The 16,259-nt window shown below is 59.7% G+C and carries 13 protein-coding genes and 1 rRNA gene; 11 read left to right on the top strand and 3 right to left on the bottom strand.

Going from position 1 to position 16,259, the window contains the following annotated elements; all coding sequences use genetic code 11:
• Nucleotides 1–106 precede the first annotated feature (106 nt).
• The 7 genes from NT137_02460 to NT137_02430 all read left to right on the top strand — a co-directional run bounded on the left by NT137_02460 (nucleotide 107) and on the right by NT137_02430 (nucleotide 8,931).
• Nucleotides 107–3,997 (top strand): PKD domain-containing protein, encoded by a 3,891-nt coding sequence (locus NT137_02460; GenBank protein ID MCX6652199.1) that lies wholly within the window; start codon nucleotides 107–109, stop codon nucleotides 3,995–3,997.
• Nucleotides 3,998–4,048: 51 nt separating this feature from the next.
• Nucleotides 4,049–4,789 (top strand): DUF92 domain-containing protein, encoded by a 741-nt coding sequence (locus NT137_02455; GenBank protein ID MCX6652198.1) that lies wholly within the window; start codon nucleotides 4,049–4,051, stop codon nucleotides 4,787–4,789.
• Between the two features lie 76 nt (nucleotides 4,790–4,865).
• Nucleotides 4,866–4,986: ribosomal RNA gene (gene rrf, locus NT137_02450) — 5S ribosomal RNA — on the top strand.
• A gap of 130 nt (nucleotides 4,987–5,116) precedes the next feature.
• Complete coding sequence (locus NT137_02445; protein MCX6652197.1) at nucleotides 5,117–6,052, top strand: zinc ribbon domain-containing protein; 936 nt, start codon at nucleotides 5,117–5,119, stop codon at nucleotides 6,050–6,052.
• 44 nt (nucleotides 6,053–6,096) lie between these two features.
• The gene (locus NT137_02440) at nucleotides 6,097–6,870 is read left to right on the top strand and encodes an isopentenyl phosphate kinase (protein ID MCX6652196.1); all 774 of its coding nucleotides are present in this window, start codon (nucleotides 6,097–6,099) and stop codon (nucleotides 6,868–6,870) included.
• 4 nt (nucleotides 6,871–6,874) lie between these two features.
• On the top strand, nucleotides 6,875–7,933 hold the full coding sequence (gene fni, locus NT137_02435; protein MCX6652195.1) for a type 2 isopentenyl-diphosphate Delta-isomerase: 1,059 nt from the start codon (nucleotides 6,875–6,877) through the stop codon (nucleotides 7,931–7,933).
• Between the two features lie 5 nt (nucleotides 7,934–7,938).
• Nucleotides 7,939–8,931: a polyprenyl synthetase family protein gene (locus tag NT137_02430; GenBank protein MCX6652194.1), complete on the top strand. Its 993-nt coding sequence runs from the start codon at nucleotides 7,939–7,941 to the stop codon at nucleotides 8,929–8,931.
• Here NT137_02430 and radB read toward each other — a convergent pair.
• Nucleotides 8,928–9,596: a DNA repair and recombination protein RadB gene (radB, locus tag NT137_02425; protein ID MCX6652193.1), complete on the bottom strand. Its 669-nt coding sequence runs from the start codon at nucleotides 9,594–9,596 to the stop codon at nucleotides 8,928–8,930. The genes NT137_02430 and radB overlap by 4 nt on opposite strands.
• 63 nt (nucleotides 9,597–9,659) lie before the next feature.
• Nucleotides 9,660–10,931 (bottom strand): MFS transporter, encoded by a 1,272-nt coding sequence (locus NT137_02420; protein MCX6652192.1) that lies wholly within the window; start codon nucleotides 10,929–10,931, stop codon nucleotides 9,660–9,662.
• Nucleotides 10,932–11,033: 102 nt separating this feature from the next.
• Here NT137_02420 and NT137_02415 point away from each other — a divergent pair, with 102 nt between their 5' ends.
• The 4 genes from NT137_02415 to NT137_02400 are packed head-to-tail and all read left to right on the top strand — an operon-like array spanning nucleotide 11,034 to nucleotide 15,041.
• Nucleotides 11,034–12,854, top strand: a complete 1,821-nt coding sequence (locus tag NT137_02415) for an ATP-dependent DNA helicase (GenBank protein ID MCX6652191.1) — start codon at nucleotides 11,034–11,036, stop codon at nucleotides 12,852–12,854.
• Between the two features lie 35 nt (nucleotides 12,855–12,889).
• Nucleotides 12,890–13,504 carry a KEOPS complex kinase/ATPase Bud32 gene (locus tag NT137_02410; GenBank protein MCX6652190.1) on the top strand — a complete coding sequence of 205 codons (615 nt, stop codon included), beginning with the start codon at nucleotides 12,890–12,892 and terminating at the stop codon, nucleotides 13,502–13,504.
• Complete coding sequence (gene rdgB / locus NT137_02405) at nucleotides 13,501–14,076, top strand: RdgB/HAM1 family non-canonical purine NTP pyrophosphatase (GenBank protein ID MCX6652189.1); 576 nt, start codon at nucleotides 13,501–13,503, stop codon at nucleotides 14,074–14,076. The genes NT137_02410 and rdgB overlap by 4 nt, the downstream gene beginning before the upstream one ends.
• Nucleotides 14,073–15,041, top strand: coding sequence for an NAD-dependent epimerase/dehydratase family protein (locus NT137_02400; protein ID MCX6652188.1), 969 nt, complete (start codon nucleotides 14,073–14,075; stop codon nucleotides 15,039–15,041). The genes rdgB and NT137_02400 overlap by 4 nt, the downstream gene beginning before the upstream one ends.
• Here NT137_02400 and NT137_02395 read toward each other — a convergent pair.
• Nucleotides 15,038–16,192 (bottom strand): hypothetical protein, encoded by a 1,155-nt coding sequence (locus tag NT137_02395; protein ID MCX6652187.1) that lies wholly within the window; start codon nucleotides 16,190–16,192, stop codon nucleotides 15,038–15,040. The two genes, NT137_02400 and NT137_02395, sit on opposite strands and share 4 nt — an antisense overlap.
• Nucleotides 16,193–16,259: the final 67 nt, after the last annotated feature.

The raw sequence follows: 16,259 nt of genomic DNA, 5'->3' as shown, positions 1-16,259 counted from the left end.
ACCCCAAGTGTCCGTCCTAATGATGCAACAGGTGCTAACTACGAGCTGGGTTTTCACAAACTCGTGCAATTTCACAAGTGGAGGCCTATCGACATCCATAGTGGCCATGGATGCGAACGGAGACCAACGCTGCGATATCCTTTCCCTAGCCTCAGTCTCGCAAAGCGCGAGCTACTGGTTGCAGAACAACCTCATGCCGAAGGCGGTTGCGACCGCCGATGGGGTCACCAACTCATATTCGAAAGCTGAAGGGCAGAGCATCGTTTTCTCCGGAGCCAGCAGCCAAGATTCGTATTCGGACAGGAGTGTACTGCAATACGAATGGACGTTAGCGCCTGGCGACGTGCAAACAGGTGTCAGTGTCACCCACAGCTACAGCGACGATGGCGTTTACCTCGTTTCACTCAAGGTCACAGATCGAGATGGCTTCCGCAATTGGTCAAACATGACTTTGATCATTACCGATGTCGCGCCCAACGCCGATTTCACCTACTCACCCAGCTCACCATTCGAAGGCCAGACGGTGACTTTCAACGACGCTTCGACCACCGGACCAGATCCAATCGACAACTGGACCTGGACCGTGGATGGGCACACTTATTACTCCCAGAACATCGCCTACCAGTTCGACTCCGACGGAACGTATCTTGTCTTGCTCACCGTAAGAGATGATGACGGCGACACCAACCAGCGAACAAAGATCGTTGTCGCGAGCGATACAGTGCCCACGGCAGCGTTCGACTTCGCGCCCTATACGGTGAACGAAGGCGGATCGATAGACTTCACCAGCGAATCGACTTATGTCTGGGATCCCATTATTAACTGGACTTGGAACTTCGACGACGGTGGGGTGGGATATGGAAGCTCGATCGTTCACAATTACGTGCATGATGGCACATTCACTGTCACGCTCACCGTCCGGGACTCGGACGGCAGCAACTCCACCTCGCACCAGGTCAAGATCACGGACATCGCTCCTCTGGCCAACTTCTTGTTCGCGCCCACCGATGCCATCGAGGGAACCAATGTCACCTTCAACGACACCTCCTACAGCTACGATGGTCTGACGGCCCGGCTTTGGGATTTCGGAGATGGCAACAGCTCGACCTCAAGGAACATCACCCACATGTTCGCTCAGAACGGGTCATACTCGGTCAAGCTGAAGATCTGGGAGACGGACGGCAACACCAGTGAAATGACCAAGGTCGTGAACGTCTCCGATTCATCCATCCAAGCGGACTTCTGGTTCACGCCACTGCAGCCTGTGGAAGGAACACAGGTCACGTTCCACGACAACTCCTCTGACTATGACGAGATCGTCTACTGGCATTGGGACTTCGGGGACGGCAACTCCTCCAACGGGAAGGATGTCACGCATGTCTACGCCCAGAACGGCACCTACCAGGTGAAGCTGAGCATCCGCGACCAGGATGGAACGGAGGCCAACATCACCATCCCGATCACGATCTCTGACACCGCGCCCACGGCTTCGTTCACCTATGCCCCCTTGACGATCTGCGAAGGCCAGACCGTCTGGTTCAACGATACCAGCGTCGCCTACGATGGCATCGCATCCTGGTACTGGAGCTTCGGCGACAACTCCTACTCCACCGTGCGGAACATCACTCACATCTACCAGCAGAACGGCACCTACCAGGTGAAGCTGAGCATCCGCGACCAGGATGGAACGGAGGCCAACATCACTATCCCGATCACGATCTCCGATACCGGGCCAACGGCCTCGTTCACCTATGCCCCCTTGACGATCTGCGAAGGCCAGACCGTCTGGTTCAACGACACCAGCGTCGCCTACGATGGCATCGCATCCTGGTACTGGGACTTCGGGGATGGGAGCCACTCGGACCTGAGGAACGCCACCCACGCATATGGCGACAATGGCACCTACCTATTCTCTCTGCTGGTGACCGACCGGGACGGCAGCACCAACTCCACTTCCACATCCGTCAGCATCCTAGACCTCGGGCCGCAGGTGTACTTCAGCCACACCGATCCAATCGAAGGGGTCCTAGCGTTCTTCAACGATACCTCGACCACACCAGTGGACCCGATCGTCAACTGGTCCTGGAACTTCGGGGACGGGCATTTGGCATGGGGAGCCAAGGTCACCCACGCCTTCAATCGCACCGGAAGCTTCCTTGTTGCGCTTACGATCAAGGACGACGACGGAAGCACGAACTCGACGAGCAAGTGGATGTCAGTGGCAGATGTGAACCCCGTCGCCATGTTCACGTTCTCGCCCAGCTCCCCGACGGAGAAGGATACTGTTGCATTCACGGACACATCCACCACCTTCAACCAGCTGGTCGAATGGTACTGGGACCTGGGGGATGGGAGCCATTCCAGCCTCAGGAACCCGACCAATGCCTACTCTCGAAACGGAACTTACCATGTCACCCTATGGGTGCAGGAGATCGACGGCTCTAACTCCTCTCATTCCGTAGAGCTGGTGATCCTCGAAACGAACCCCACCATCGTCACCGTGAGCCTCCAGCCAGCGAAGCCTAGCTTCAACGAGGACGATTCGTTCCAGGTGTACGTGTACGCGATCAAGGCACGAGAGGACATCATTCGGTACGAATGGGACTTCCACTATGATGGGACGTTCCAGGTGGAGGCGGGAGGGAGCACCAACCACACCGGCCACGTCTACCCTCAGGCCGGATCATATCAGGTGGCGGTGCGGGTGTGGGACGATGACGCCTTCTCGCAATCCTCGAGCTTGCAGCTACTGAACGTGGAGGTCGTGAACGTACAGCCGCATGCGCAATTCAGCTTCCGCAACGAAAGCGCGCAGCAGGTGCAGTTCGACGCCTCCTATTCCTCAGATAATGTCAGCGATGAACCTTTGCTCCAGTTCAGCTGGAACTTCGACGATGGTGGAGGATTCACCGCCTACTCATCGCAGCGCATCGTCATCCATTCCTTCCCGATCGATGGCATGTACAATGTAACGTTGAGAGTGCGCGACGACGATGGCGCTTGGACGATCGCTTACCACAAGATCACCCTCGATCGGACCGTGCCCACGGTCACCTTCGATTCGAATGGTGGCCACGCCACTCTCAACGAGGCGATGACGATAGCCGTCAACGTGACTGACAACGTAGGATTGGCCTCGGTCTGGCTGCACTACAAGATCGACAATGGAACCGAGGTGACGGTGCAGATGACCCCGGTCGGCACTGCCAGCCATTTCGAAGGGCAGATACCGGGGGTGAACCACACCGCCACCATCACCTATTGGGTGGTGGCCTTCGACAGCTCCCAGAACATCCGCACCACCGGACAGTACCAGATCCTGGTGATGGCTCCGCAAGTGGCCGCTTTGCAGGACAGCACCTGGCTGTGGCTTGTCGTCTTGGCGGCGCTGATAATCGCCACGCTGTTCTATCTTCGGGGCGTGGCGGCGGCGGTGGAGGAGGTCTTCATCATCTACGAGGACGGGAGGCTCATGGCCCATCAGACCCGCCGGCTCAAGCCAGGCATGGATGATGAGATACTATCCTCCATGCTCGTGGCCATCCAGAGCTTCGTCAAGGACTCGTTCAAGGACGAATCGGCCACGCACCTGGCACGCTTGGACTTCGGAAAGAAGAAGATCCTGGTGGAGAAGGGCGAGCTGGTGATCCTGGCGGTCGTTCTTCACGGGGATCGGGTGGGCAAGGTCCCGCAGCGCATGAAGCAGGTCATGCAGGCCATGGACGAGCAGTACAGCCCGGTCATTCGCAACTGGGACGGCGATCTGGAGAAGGTGCGCGGCATCAAGGACATGGCAAGCCCACTGCTGGCAGGAACCAGGGTCAAGGGCAGGAAGAAGGAGATGCAAGCGCCTGCCACCATAGAATGCCCGGCCTGCGGAGCGAGCATCGCCCCCGAGAGCAAGACCTGCCCCAACTGCTCCGCGGACCTGGAGAGCGGGAACGTGGACGCGCTGGAAGCGGTGGCCAAGGACATCTCCGAGGAAGGCAAGAAGTGAGCGGCACCTAGGAGCCAAGGTTGAAATAGCCGCCCACCTCATGCGGCCTGAATGTCTTTCCTGGAGAACCTGCTAGTGGTGCTGGTTCTGTGCGCCGCCCTCAGCGTCATCTCCTACCGGTTAAGACTACTGACGGTGAGCGGAAGCGTGGCATCCTTCGTCATCGGCATGGTCATAGGGCTCTTTGGCTCCATCAACTGGCTCATCGTGCTCATCGCCTTCGCTCTCCTGGGGTTCGCGGTCACCAGGTTCCGCTTGGAGCTCAAGACCCGCAAGGGACTGCAGGAAGGGAAGAAGGGAGAGCGGGCCTATCGCAACGTCCTGGCGAACGGCCTGATCCCGGCATGCGTGGCCGTCTTGGCTTGGGCCTTCTCCGTTCAGGGCGGAACGGCAGCCTCCCTGGTCTACCTCACCGCCGTCAGCGTGGCCGCCTCCGACACCATCGCCAGCGAGCTGGGGGTGCTCAGTCCCAAGACCCGGCTGATAACCTCCTTCCAGTCGGTCCCGGCGGGCACGGATGGAGGCGTGTCGATATATGGCACCGCGTGGGCTTTCGTAGGGGCCTTGGTGGCCTCGCTCGTCGGCTGGCTGGTCATCCTCAACTCCCTTCCTCTGGACCTCACCGTGCTAGTGCCCGTGATCTTCGGTTTCATAGGCTGCAACGTGGACAGCGTGATCGGGGCGACGTTGGAAAGAAGGGGTTATGTGGACAAGCTAGGCACGAACATCTCATCGATGGCGATAGGGACCTTAGCGGCGTTCCTGGTGGTCCTCTGGCTAGGGATCAGATAGGTGCTCACCAAACGCATGAATTCGCCCTGCCCCAACGTATAAATACGACATCAATGTTCGAGGAGGACAAGGATGGTATGACGGCCATAGCGGCGGGGTCACACCCGGTCTCATCCGAACCCGGCAGTTAAGCCCGCCCGCGTTCCCCGTTGTACTGTGGTGCGCGAGCCCACGGGAAGCCTGGAACGCTGTCAACCTTCCTTATTTCTTCTTTCCTTCCATTGCGGTGGGAGCTATCTGCATGGACATCTCTCAATTCGCATCAACGAAAAAGTAAGGCAAAGCTTTTAGCGCGAGGAATCGAGTTCGGAGAACGTCGGTGTACCAATGGCTTCGGCGTTCGATGAGCCCGGAACGATAGCCGTCATGGTCATCTTGCTGATACTCCTGGCGATAGCGGTGTTCTTCGAGGTCCGCTTCATCCGTTCTCGAAAGTCCAAGGGCATGGACAAGGTCTTGATCAAGGACGAGGCCTTCAATGCCATCGTCTGCACCAAGGCGGTGGCCAACACCCTCCGGCAAAGGGGAGAGCGATCGAAAGAGGCTGACCTCCTGATGGTCGACGCTGAAGCCGCCTATTCACGAGGCGACTACCTCTCAGCCAAGACCAGCGCCGACAAGGCAAGGGAGGCGCTCCGACACGTGAAGACGGATGAAGCCTCGGCGGTCTTCGACGTGGCGGTGACCCCCGAGGCCGACGAGAAAGACACCCGGGAGGAGGCTTGCGAGGTTCCATTCGTTGAGACAAAAAAGTTCCCCAAGGACTTGCTGGAGAGCAAGTTCATGATCTCCTCGGTCCAAGACTCGCTGCAACAGGCTAAGTTCCAAGGGAAGGACACCTCGGTGGCAGAGGATCATCTGAACCAGGCGCAGGATTTCCTTGGGAAATGCCAATACACCGATGCACTGCGTTTCGCCATGAAGGCCAAGAGATCCCTGGAAGGCGGGGATACCAAGGAGAAGGCGAAGGCTGACAAACCCACGCTAGAGTCCAGGCTGGAGCCGGCACCCAAGCCCAAGACCGATTACTGCCGCAATTGCAATACCTTGGTGGACGAGGGCGACACCTTCTGCCGCCGCTGCGGTGAGAAGATGGTCAAGGTGCCTCGCTGTCCCGGTTGCGCGGATGAGGTAGGGCCGGATGACGTGTTCTGTCGCAAGTGCGGAACGCAGCTTCGATCATTATTCTCGTGCCCTGTCTGCCAGACAGAGGTGGGCGAAACGGACGAGCGCTGTCCTAAATGCCATACGCATCTGGGCTGAAAGCTGTAAGCCTTTTTATATGGGCCAGGGCATGCTCAACCGTCATGATGATAGTGAAGCTGGGTGGGAGCGTTATCACACGCAAGGACCGCTATCGCAGCTTCCGTCGGGCGGTCACCCGGCGTCTCGCCCAGGAGATCGCCGATTCGGGCGAGCGAGTGGTGCTGGTGCACGGAGCGGGTTCGTTCGGCCACTTGGTAGCGGCCCAGCACAACCTCGACAAAGGCTATTCCGGAACGGAGCAGATGCCTGCCCTCTCCCGGGTCATGCAGGACGTGCGAGACCTGAACCTGAGGGTGATGGACGTGCTCGAGAATGCGCGCCTACCGGCCGTCTCCTTGCCTCCGGCCGCCTGTGCCTCCATGAAAGGGGGAAAGCTCGAGCGCCTGGACGTCGAACTGTTTCGCAAGTACATGGAGATGGGCGCCCTGCCGGTGACCTTCGGGGACGTGGTCCTGGACCGGGAAATGGGGTTCAGCATCTGTTCTGGGGATCAGCTCATAAGGCGATTGGCCGAGGAGTTCTGGCCGAAGCGCGTGGTGTTCTGCGCGGACGTCGACGGGGTCTATTCCGCCGATCCCAAGAAGGACAGGGAAGCGAAATTGCTGACCACGGTCGATCGATCCTATCTGCGCACCCTGTCCAAGAGGACGAGCTATGTGGACGTCACCGGAGGCATGTATGGGAAGCTGGAGAACATGCTGGCGATATCCTCGATGGGCGCCGAGGTCATGGTCATCAACGGGTTCGCGGAAGGTAGGCTTTCGCAAGCCCTCCGAGGTAAGAAAGTGATCGCGTCGAAAGTGGTCGGAGACTGAGAGAATGAAGCAGATCGAGAAGCGCAAGGCGGACCACATCGAGGTCACGCTGGACGAGGACGTATCCACGGGCAAGAACTACTGGGAGGAGGTCAAGCTGGTGCATTGCTCCTTGCCGGAGGTGGACCTAAACCAGGTCGAGACCTCGGTGGAAGTCTTCGGCAAGAAGCTGGCGTTCCCGCTCATCGTCACCGCCATCACCGGTGGCTATCCCAAGGCGAAGAAGATAAATCGCAACCTCGCGCAGGCGTGCGCAGAGCTGCAGATCGGCATGGGCATCGGCAGCCAGCGCGCCGGACTGGAACACGGCGAAGAGGATTCCTATTCGGTCATGAAGGACTTTGACATCCCCCTGCGCATAGGCAACATCGGAGCCCCCCAGCTAATCAAGCAAAAAGGCAAGCGAGCCTTGGATCGGACGAGCATCGGGCGATCGATGGAGATGGTGGACGCTCACCTACTGGCAGTGCACATGAACTTCCTGCAGGAAGTGGCGCAGCCGGAGGGCGACACCAAATCCGCCGGTTGCCTGGACGCCATCCGCTCCCTGGCGAAGGAATTCCCGCTCCTGGCGAAGGAAACGGGAGCGGGCGTCTCTCACGAGATGGCCATGCGCCTCCGGGGGATAGGGATGAGAGGCATCGACATCTCCGGTACAGGGGGAACGAGCTTCTCGGCCGTGGAGATGTACCGGGCGGGGAGATCGGGCGACGCACGATTCGAGGCCTTGGGACGCACCTTCCGCTCCTGGGGCATCCCTGCGCCCGTATCCACCATCTGGGCTCAGGTGGGCGTTCCCGTCATCGCATCGGGCGGTGTGAGCAGCGGTCTGGACGTCGCCAAGGGCATCGCTCTGGGGGCTTCCTGCGGAGGCATGGCCCGAGCGGTGCTCAAGGATGCCCTCGTTTCCAGCGAAGCGGTGGTCGAGCGCTTGCGGACCGTGCAGGCGGAGTTCCAAGCGGCCATGTTCCTGACCGATTCCAGGACGGTGAAGGAGCTAGGCAGCAAAAAGTTCATACTGACCGGAGAGGTCAGGGACTGGATCGAGCAGTTCGAGGAGTGATCACAATGGACATCACAAAGGACCTGGTAAGAATGGCGAAGGAGGTGGACGCGGCGCTCATGCCCTATCTGGACGTCGGCAAGTACGAGAAGCTCCGCCAGGCCATGAAGCACTACCCCGAAGCGGGAGGGAAGCGGCTCCGTCCCCTCATGGCCATCACCGTGGCGGAGGCGGTGGGCAAGCAGGGGAAAAGGGCGGTGCCGTTCGGCTGCGCCCTGGAGATCATTCACAATTTCACCTTGGTCCATGATGACGTCATCGACCAGGACCCGGTGCGCCGGGGCAGGCCAGCGGTGCACGTGCTTTTCGACGTGCCCACGGCCATCATCGCCGGCGACGCTTTGTTCGCCATCGCCTATGAGGTCATCGCCTCCACGGACGTGGATGGCGAACGCCTCCGTCGTCTGGTCAAGAGTACCTCGGAGACCGTGTACCTCATCGCGGAAGGGCAGCAGATGGACGTGGACTTCGAGAACAATCCAGATGTGAGCGTCGACCTCTACATGGAGATGGTGGAGAAGAAGACCGCGGTGCTCTTCGCCTGTGCGGCCGAAGGCGGGGCGATCATCGGCGGCGGAAGCCAGCGCCAGATTAAGGACATGAAGGAGTATGCCCGCCTGTTGGGCATAGGCTTCCAGATCTGGGACGATGTTCTTGGGCTCACGGGCAACGAGAAAGTGCTGGGGAAGCCGGTGGGCAGCGACATCCGCAACGGCAAGCGCACGCTCATCGTGGTGCATGCCCTGGAGACCCTCGGTCCCAAAGGGAAGGAAAAGAAAGCCAAGGTGCTCAAGGCGCTTGGCGACGAGAAAGCCACGGACGCTGAGGTCAGAGCTTGCATAGACCTCTTCCGGGAGGTAGGCAGCCTGGACTTCGCCAAGGAAAAAGCGCTCGAGTACGCCCAGGGAGCGAAGGAACGCTTGGACTGCTTGCGCGATTCGAAGGAGAAGGAGTTCCTGCGAGCGGTGGTGGACTTCTCCGTGGGCCGGGAGCTCTAACAGCTGATGCCCGTTTCCACCAGCCTGAAGTCGGCCGACTTGCCTTCGGCGATGTGACGGTGCTTCTTCAGCACGGCCTTCCTTCGACCGGGAGAGACCTTCTCCAGACTGATGATGGTCTTGGCGTTGTGATGCAGCGAATGGCCGCCGAGCGACTCGATGGTCTTCCTTTCCACGTCCGTGTACACCTGCGAGGTGAGGACCACCGGTATGTCCCTCTTGCGGGCTATGCTGAGGAGCTTGACGCTCTGCGACGTCAAAGAGCGCCGCTCCGTCCTATCCTCCTCTCTGGCGGTTAGACGGTAGAACATAGTCAGCGAATCGACGATGATCATCTCCACGTCCAGATTGCCCTCGGCCAGCTTGATGGCCTTGTCCACCATCTTCTCCTGCTCGTCGAAGCTGTTTGCCTCGAAGAAGAGCACGGACTTGAGCAGCTTCTCGAAGCCCTCGCCGCTCACCTGGCGAAAGCGGTCCAGGGACACCCCCTCAGTGTCCAGGTACACCACCTTCTTGCCTTGCTTGGCGACATTGCGGGCCAGCACCAGGCAGAGGTTGGTCTTGCCCGTGCCCGCTTCGCCATAGATCAAGGTAACACAGCTAGACTCCACGCCGCCATCCAGCAGCGTGTCCAGCGCGTCGCATTCGAAGGGTAGCCTCCGCACGCCACCACAAAGGATTGGGATGGGATAATCCTTGCCTCCTTGGCGAGGCTCGCTCAGCGGAGATCACTTGCTCTGCTCGGTGGGCGCGGCGCTGCTCGACTTCTCGTAGCGCAGAAAGAAAAGCAAGATGAAGGCGGAAATCACCTCCATGACCGCCAGAAGCACCAGCCCAGAATCGTATGAGCCGGTGCTCGCCACCGCCAGGCCGAGGATCATCGGCCCCAGCACTCCCAGGCCGACCGCCAGGCCGTTCATTATGCCTGTGGCGGTGCCTACTTTATCGGTCGGACAGATGCCTTGCAGCAGGGTGAAGGCGTTGGGCGGAAGGATGCCGATGAAGAAGAACACCATGCCCAGGTAGAAGATGACCAGGCCCTGGTCCTGGGCGCCAATGAGCAGAAGGATGAAGACCGATGCGACCAGCCCGAACGTCGAGGTGGTCAGTACCCTCCTTCCCGTACGGTCGCTGATTAGCGAACCGAAGTAGAGGCCTACCAGACCTCCGAGGTAGGGCAAGGAGGCGGCCAGCGCCACCGTCTCCAGGCTGAACCCCTTGGCCTGGATGAGATAGGTCGGAAGCCAGAGGGAGATGCCCCAGAAGACCAAACTGCCGGTCGCGTCGGCGGCCGTCAGCACGAAAAGCCCCTTGATATGCAGCGCTTCCTTGAAATCCGCCTTGGCCTGGCCGATGACCTCCTTCAGGGGCTTCCTCTCCGTCGGTTCGTGGTTGCCGGAAGGCTTGTCCCGGAGATAGATCCAGAGCGGTATCAAGGTCAGAATGGAGACGAAGGCCACAGCGTAGAACGCTACCTGCCAGTCGGTGCGCATGATGAGCGGGATGAGGAGAAGGGGCACCAGGAGATTGGAGACATACATCGAGCTCAGGTGCAGGGAGTTCACCTTGGAACGGTCCTTGGGCTCGAACCAGGCTTGGGTCACCTTGCTTGCGCTCGGGTAGAGGATGCCTTGGGACAGGCCGAGCAGCAGCCGCGTACTGATGAGGGCCAGGAAGATCATGCCTACGACGCCGGTGAGGAAAGTGAGCAGCGAGAAGACCGCTACCGCCACCAACATGCTGCGTCTGGGACCGAAGTAGTCCACCAGAGGGCTGATGAAGATGTTCGAGACTCCGTATCCGACCAAGAAGATGCCCAGCAGAAGGCCTCCGTAGACGCCCCGCTCCGAGCTGCTCCAGCCGTAGTCCGCACCGATGAACGGAAGCGCTACGGAGACATTGACACGGGCGATGTAGGCGGCGAGGGTGACGAGGAAGAGGATGGAGGCGATGCCCACGGCCGTGCGCCTCTGACGGCTGGGAGATGGCGGAGGATCCATGGACATGGCGGGGATTCCAGCCTCGGCTTAAGTGGTTTTCCCTGAGAGGTTAGCCTACTTCTACTGACAATCTATTGCCTTACTTCGCCCTTTGCTCCGGACATGGAATCGAGCGCTTCCTTGCCACCGAAGATGGAACACACCCCTATCGACCTCTTCCCGCATTCCAACCTCCGACCGGGCCAGGACCTCTTCTTGGAGGATGCGCGTTCTTGTTTCGCCAGCGGCACTCACCTCCTGGCCCACGCCCCAATCGGGTTGGGCAAGACCGCGGTCTCCCTGGCAGCCGGACTGGAAACGTCATTGACCACGGGCGTCCACCTGCTCTTCACCACCGCTCGCCAGTCCCATCACACCATTGCCATGGACACGATCCGTCTGATCTGGCGGAAGAAGCGTTTCTCAGCCATCGACCTTGTTTCCCGGAACGACATGTGCCTGGCACGAAAGAAGGGCTGGCCTTCATGCATCTCCTCGGGCAAATGCTATTTCCTGAGCCGGAAGGTGGAAGAGGCGGCGGAACGCCTGCTCGCCTATCCCCTGCACGTGCAGGAGGCCATGCGCCTCTGCTTGCGCCTGGGTGCCTGTCCTTATCTGGCTGCCCAGAAAGCAGCGGATCAGGCGGATGTGGTGGTGGGCGACTACAACCTACTGTTGTCTCAGAGCGCGTCCCAGAGTAGCGGTCCCTCTTCAAACCGGACCGAACAACTGGCCATCGTGGACGAAGGACACAACCTTCCCGCTCGGATCGTGGACGCGAACAGCGGGGAGCTGACCGGGGCCTTGCTGGAGCGCTCGATCTCCTCTCCTTCGCTCCGCCGCTATCGAGACGACCTCATCACCCTGGAACGAGAGTTCCATCGATTGACCTCGGGCAAGGGACGGGCGAGGATCGATCCCTGGGAGTTGGATGAAACCTTGGCCCAGAACTGCGGAGCGGAGAGCGGCCCCTTGGCGGAGGAGTTGCGCCTCGCCCTCTCACCCTTGGACGTGGAACGACACCGCCCCCTACTGGAGTTCCTGGAATGCTGGAGCGCCTTCGGCAGCAGCAGCGTGCGCTTCTCGGAGCCTCTGCCTGCAAGGCTCACGTGTAGATTGCTGGAGCCATCCCTGGTCGCTGGACCGATATTCGACCGAGTATCGAGCGCCCTCATCATGAGCGGCACCCTGCACCCTCCGGAGATGTTCGCTGACATCCTTGGTCTGGCGGACAGATGCGCCCTTCGCCGTTATCGTTCGCCCTTCCCGACCGAGAATAGACTGGTGCTGGTGGCGGGCGATGTCAGCTCTCGCTTCCGACTGCGAGGCGAATCCATGTACGCCAAAATCGCCCGGAAGCTCGTTCAGGCAAGCGAGGCGGTGCCAGGCAACCTCGCCGCCTTCTTTCCCTCCTACGATTTCATGAACGGCGTGGCGTTCCAGATGCGCAAGTTCGAATCTCCCAAGCGGATGGTGAGCGAGTCCAGGGAGCTGAACAAGAACGAGCGGGACGCCATGGTCATGGACCTGAGGCGCGAGCGAAACGCCTTGCTGATGGCCACTCTGGGCGGATCGTTCGCGGAAGGCATCGATTTTAGCGACAACCTGCTCTCGGCGGTGGTGGTGGTCGGGTTCCCGCTTGGCCCGCCCAGCCTGGAAAGCGAAGCTCTGCGGACGCGTCTGCAATCCAAGCACGGCCTGCAGAAGGCCATGCTCTATTCTCAGACCTACCCTGCCGTCTCGAAGGTGCTCCAGGCGGCGGGGAGGGCGATCCGCAGCGAGAAGGATCGCGCCGTCATCCTCCTGCTGGACGACCGCTACCTCCTGCCCTCGGTCAAAAGCTCCTTTCCTGATGACTTTCGACCTCTGCCCGCGGAGGACCTGAGAGCGAGCTTGGAATCGTTCTTTTCTTCCGTCCCAAATAGGCACGCGCCAGCGCAATGAAGAATTTATCTAATCCGCAGATGTTAGGGCTGGACGTGGACATAGTAAGGCGTGGAGCGGAAGCGGAGATAAGCCGCGGGGCATGGATGGGCCGCCAAGTCATGGTCAAGAGCCGGGTGCCCAAGGCCTACCGACACGTGGAGCTGGATTCTGCGCTCCGAACCAGCCGAACGAAGAACGAGGCGCGACTGATCCAGGAGGCCAGGCGGCACGGGATACCGACCCCGGTCATCTATGACATCGACCTGCAGAAGGCGGAAATCGTGATGGAGGAGATCATCGGTCCTAGGGTCAAAGATGCACTCCTCACAGCGTCCAGGGACGAGGCGGAGGACATCTGCGCTGAGATGGGCAGGCTCACGGCGCTGCTTCACAAGGCGGGCATGGTCCATGGCGACCTCACCACCTCCAATATGATCTTGCAGGGGCAGAAGATCTACTTCATCGACTTCTCTCTGGGCTCGAGGAACGCCGAGATCGAGGAGATGGGCGTGGACCTGCACCTGCTCAAGGAGGCGTTCCAGTCCGCGCATTCGGAGCGTTTCGAGCTGTTCCAGACGGTTCTCGATTCCTACAGCAAGCATTTCGACCGGGCGAAGAAGGTCGTGGCCAAGATACGTGAGATCGAGGAGCGAGGCCGATATACATGAACGAGCTCAGATTGGTCACATCGAACCCTGGCAAGCTGAAGGAGTTCCGCCATGCGCTCGAACCTTTGGGATTCAAGGTCGAGCACCTGCCCGAGGAGGTGGACGAGATCCAGGCGGACACGCTTGAGGAGGTAGTGCGAGGCTGCATGCGCGAGCTGGGGGGCAGGGGCGTGCATAACTTCATCCTGGATGATTCTGGCCTATTCGTAAGTGCGCTGCACGGGTTCCCGGGCGTCTATTCGTCCTACGCCTTCAAGACCCTGGGCAGCGAGGGCATCCTCAAGTTGCTGGAGAATGAGAAGGATCGGAACGCTGCCTTCCGCTGCTGCATCGGCTGTTGCATCGAGGACATGGACGATATCATCGTTTCAGAGGAGGCGACCGGCACTATCATCCATGAGAAGCGCGGGACCGGGGGCTTCGGCTTCGATCCCATATTCGTGCCAGAAGGTTACACTTTGACCTTTGCAGAGATGCCTTTGGAGAAGAAGAACGTCATCTCGCACCGGGGCAAAGCGATTAAGAACTTCGCCGCCAATCTGATGGCCAGGACCGAAGGGATGCGTAGATGAAGCTACGAGGAAGAAAGATCATGGTCACGGGCTGCGCGGGATTCATCGGCAGCCACATGGCCGAAGAGCTTTTGCGTAAGGACAATGAGGTCTTGGGTGTGGACAACCTCTCCGCTGGAAGAAGGTCCTTCCTGGCCGGCTGCGAGGAGTTCGAGGACTTCAGCTTCATCGAGGGCGACCTCTTGACCATGGACCTGAAGCCGGCATTGCACCGGGTGGAGCTGGTCTGCCACTTCGCCGCCAATCCGGACGTGCGCTTGGGCGCTTCCAACACCCGCATCCATTTCGAGCAGAACATCGAGGTCACATATCGGTTGCTGGAGGGCTGCGCCGAGCACGACGTGAAGGACTTCATCTTTCCTTCCACTTCGACGGTGTACGGAGAGCCGACGGTCATCCCCACACCGGAGGAATACGGTCCTCAGGTCCCGATATCGATCTATGGGGCATCCAAGCTGGCCTGCGAAGCTCTCATCTCCAGCTACTGTCACACCTTCGACATGAACTCGGTCCTCTACCGTTTCGCGAACGTGGTCGGGCCGAGGAGCACTCATAATGTCCTGCACGACTTCATCCGCAAGCTCCGAGAGCAGCCGAACTACCTCGAGATACTGGGGAAGAAGCCGGGCACCAACAAATCCTATGTGCATGTGTCCGATTGCGTGGATGCCATGGTGGTCGGGGCAGAGAAGGCGAGAGAGCAGGTGGAGATCTACAACATCGGCTCGCGCGATCAGCTCTCTGTGCTGAAGATCGCGGACATCGTGGTGGAGGAGATGGGGTTGAACGATGTCGATTACCATTGGACCGGGGGAGTCAAAGGAGGCCGGGGCTGGATCGGCGACGTCAAAGAGATGCTCCTGGCCGTGGACAAGATGGCGGGCGTAGGCTGGAGGCCGAAGCTGGATAGCGAGCAGGCCATCCACCGGGCGGTGCGCGAGATTCTGGGCAAGAAAGTGAATTAGAACAAATACCAGGACGCCTGTGCACCGGTCACGTCAACGGTCTTCAGCCAGGTAGAGCTCTCAAAGGCCCAGGCGTCGGAATAGTAGGCATGGTGCGCAGGCTGGGAGAGCGACGGCATCCCGCCGCCGTACATGAAGCCGGCCGGATCGACGACCATCCAGTACCCGAAGTCGTCATGGATGTAGCTGATGCGAAGAGTGCCGGTCGACACGTGATAGTAGGATTCGACCGAGCCTCTGACCGCGTTCAGGTGCAGTGGGTCCGCCGTCACGAAGACGGTGGCGAAGGCATGCCCGTCTATCAAGTTGAAGCGCGCATTGCCGCCCAGTTGCCAGATGATGGAATCCATGAGGAGGGCGAAGTCCTCGCAATCCCCGGTCCGCAGCTGCAATGTTTCGTTGGGCGATTGCCAGTGGTCCCCGTCCACGTCCTTGGTGTAGTTGACGTTGGTCCGCACCCACTCGTAGGCGTCGAGGGCCTGCCAGATGCTGAAATCCCCGCTGTTGTTGGCCCGGATGGCATCGGCGATGGGCTGGACGACGGTCCGGTTCACTAGACCGTTCACCTGGTTGTATAGGTATAAGGGATTCTCCTTCACCGAGTAGCTGCGCGCTTCGGTGAAGTTCTTCACGTTCATGGTCTGGCTGACGCTTGCCACATCTCCGCAATCGAACCAGTGCGATCCGTCGAGGGTCGCCACCGCCAGGTCCATCCGAATCTGGTAGTTGTAGGCGCCCTCTGGCCAAGGACCAGGAAACGCAAGCAGACCCAGCTCGACCTCGTTGCCAGGTTCAATCAGCCTGGCCGCTTGGCGTTCGAAGGTGCTGTCCGAACCTTGGTACCTCAATCCGAATCCATAGACGTAGATGCTGTGGGTCCCGGTGTTATTCAAGCTCAGCCTCAGCACTCCGCCATAGTACTCGTACACCTTGGTCATAAGCCATTCGATGGAGTAACCGTAGGTCTGCGTGATCGAGGTGGATGGAGAAGGTGGCGTACCAGCGGGCCATTCGACGATCGGCGTCAGCGGCTCCACCAGCTGCTCCTTGCTGAAACCTTGGACCGTAGGCTCGTAGAAGGCGACAAACAGCACGAGCGCGAGGAGCACGGCTACGACCGCCATCACCAGGAACTTGTACAGCCGCTTCATCTGCGGGCCAATCACGCCACCATGCTAGATTAATCCTTCCGCTTCCCCTTCCGGTTACGCTAATATA

Source organism: Methanomassiliicoccales archaeon (assembly GCA_026394375.1).
Taxonomy (GTDB): domain Archaea; phylum Thermoplasmatota; class Thermoplasmata; order Methanomassiliicoccales; family UBA472; genus JAJRAL01.
The sequence above is the reverse complement of the archived record's forward strand: the minus strand, read 5'-3'. Positions and strand labels throughout refer to the sequence as shown.

Coding starts and splice junctions, on each gene's coding strand:
- NT137_02460 (MCX6652199.1), top strand. CDS start 107: ATGGATGCGAACGGAGACCAACGCTGCGATATCCTTTCCCTAGCCTCA.
- NT137_02455 (MCX6652198.1), top strand. CDS start 4,049: ATGTCTTTCCTGGAGAACCTGCTAGTGGTGCTGGTTCTGTGCGCCGCC.
- NT137_02445 (MCX6652197.1), top strand. CDS start 5,117: ATGGCTTCGGCGTTCGATGAGCCCGGAACGATAGCCGTCATGGTCATC.
- NT137_02440 (MCX6652196.1), top strand. CDS start 6,097: ATGATGATAGTGAAGCTGGGTGGGAGCGTTATCACACGCAAGGACCGC.
- fni (MCX6652195.1), top strand. CDS start 6,875: ATGAAGCAGATCGAGAAGCGCAAGGCGGACCACATCGAGGTCACGCTG.
- NT137_02430 (MCX6652194.1), top strand. CDS start 7,939: ATGGACATCACAAAGGACCTGGTAAGAATGGCGAAGGAGGTGGACGCG.
- NT137_02420 (MCX6652192.1), bottom strand. CDS start 10,931: ATGGATCCTCCGCCATCTCCCAGCCGTCAGAGGCGCACGGCCGTGGGC.
- NT137_02415 (MCX6652191.1), top strand. CDS start 11,034: ATGGAATCGAGCGCTTCCTTGCCACCGAAGATGGAACACACCCCTATC.
- rdgB (MCX6652189.1), top strand. CDS start 13,501: ATGAACGAGCTCAGATTGGTCACATCGAACCCTGGCAAGCTGAAGGAG.
- NT137_02400 (MCX6652188.1), top strand. CDS start 14,073: ATGAAGCTACGAGGAAGAAAGATCATGGTCACGGGCTGCGCGGGATTC.
- NT137_02395 (MCX6652187.1), bottom strand. CDS start 16,192: ATGAAGCGGCTGTACAAGTTCCTGGTGATGGCGGTCGTAGCCGTGCTC.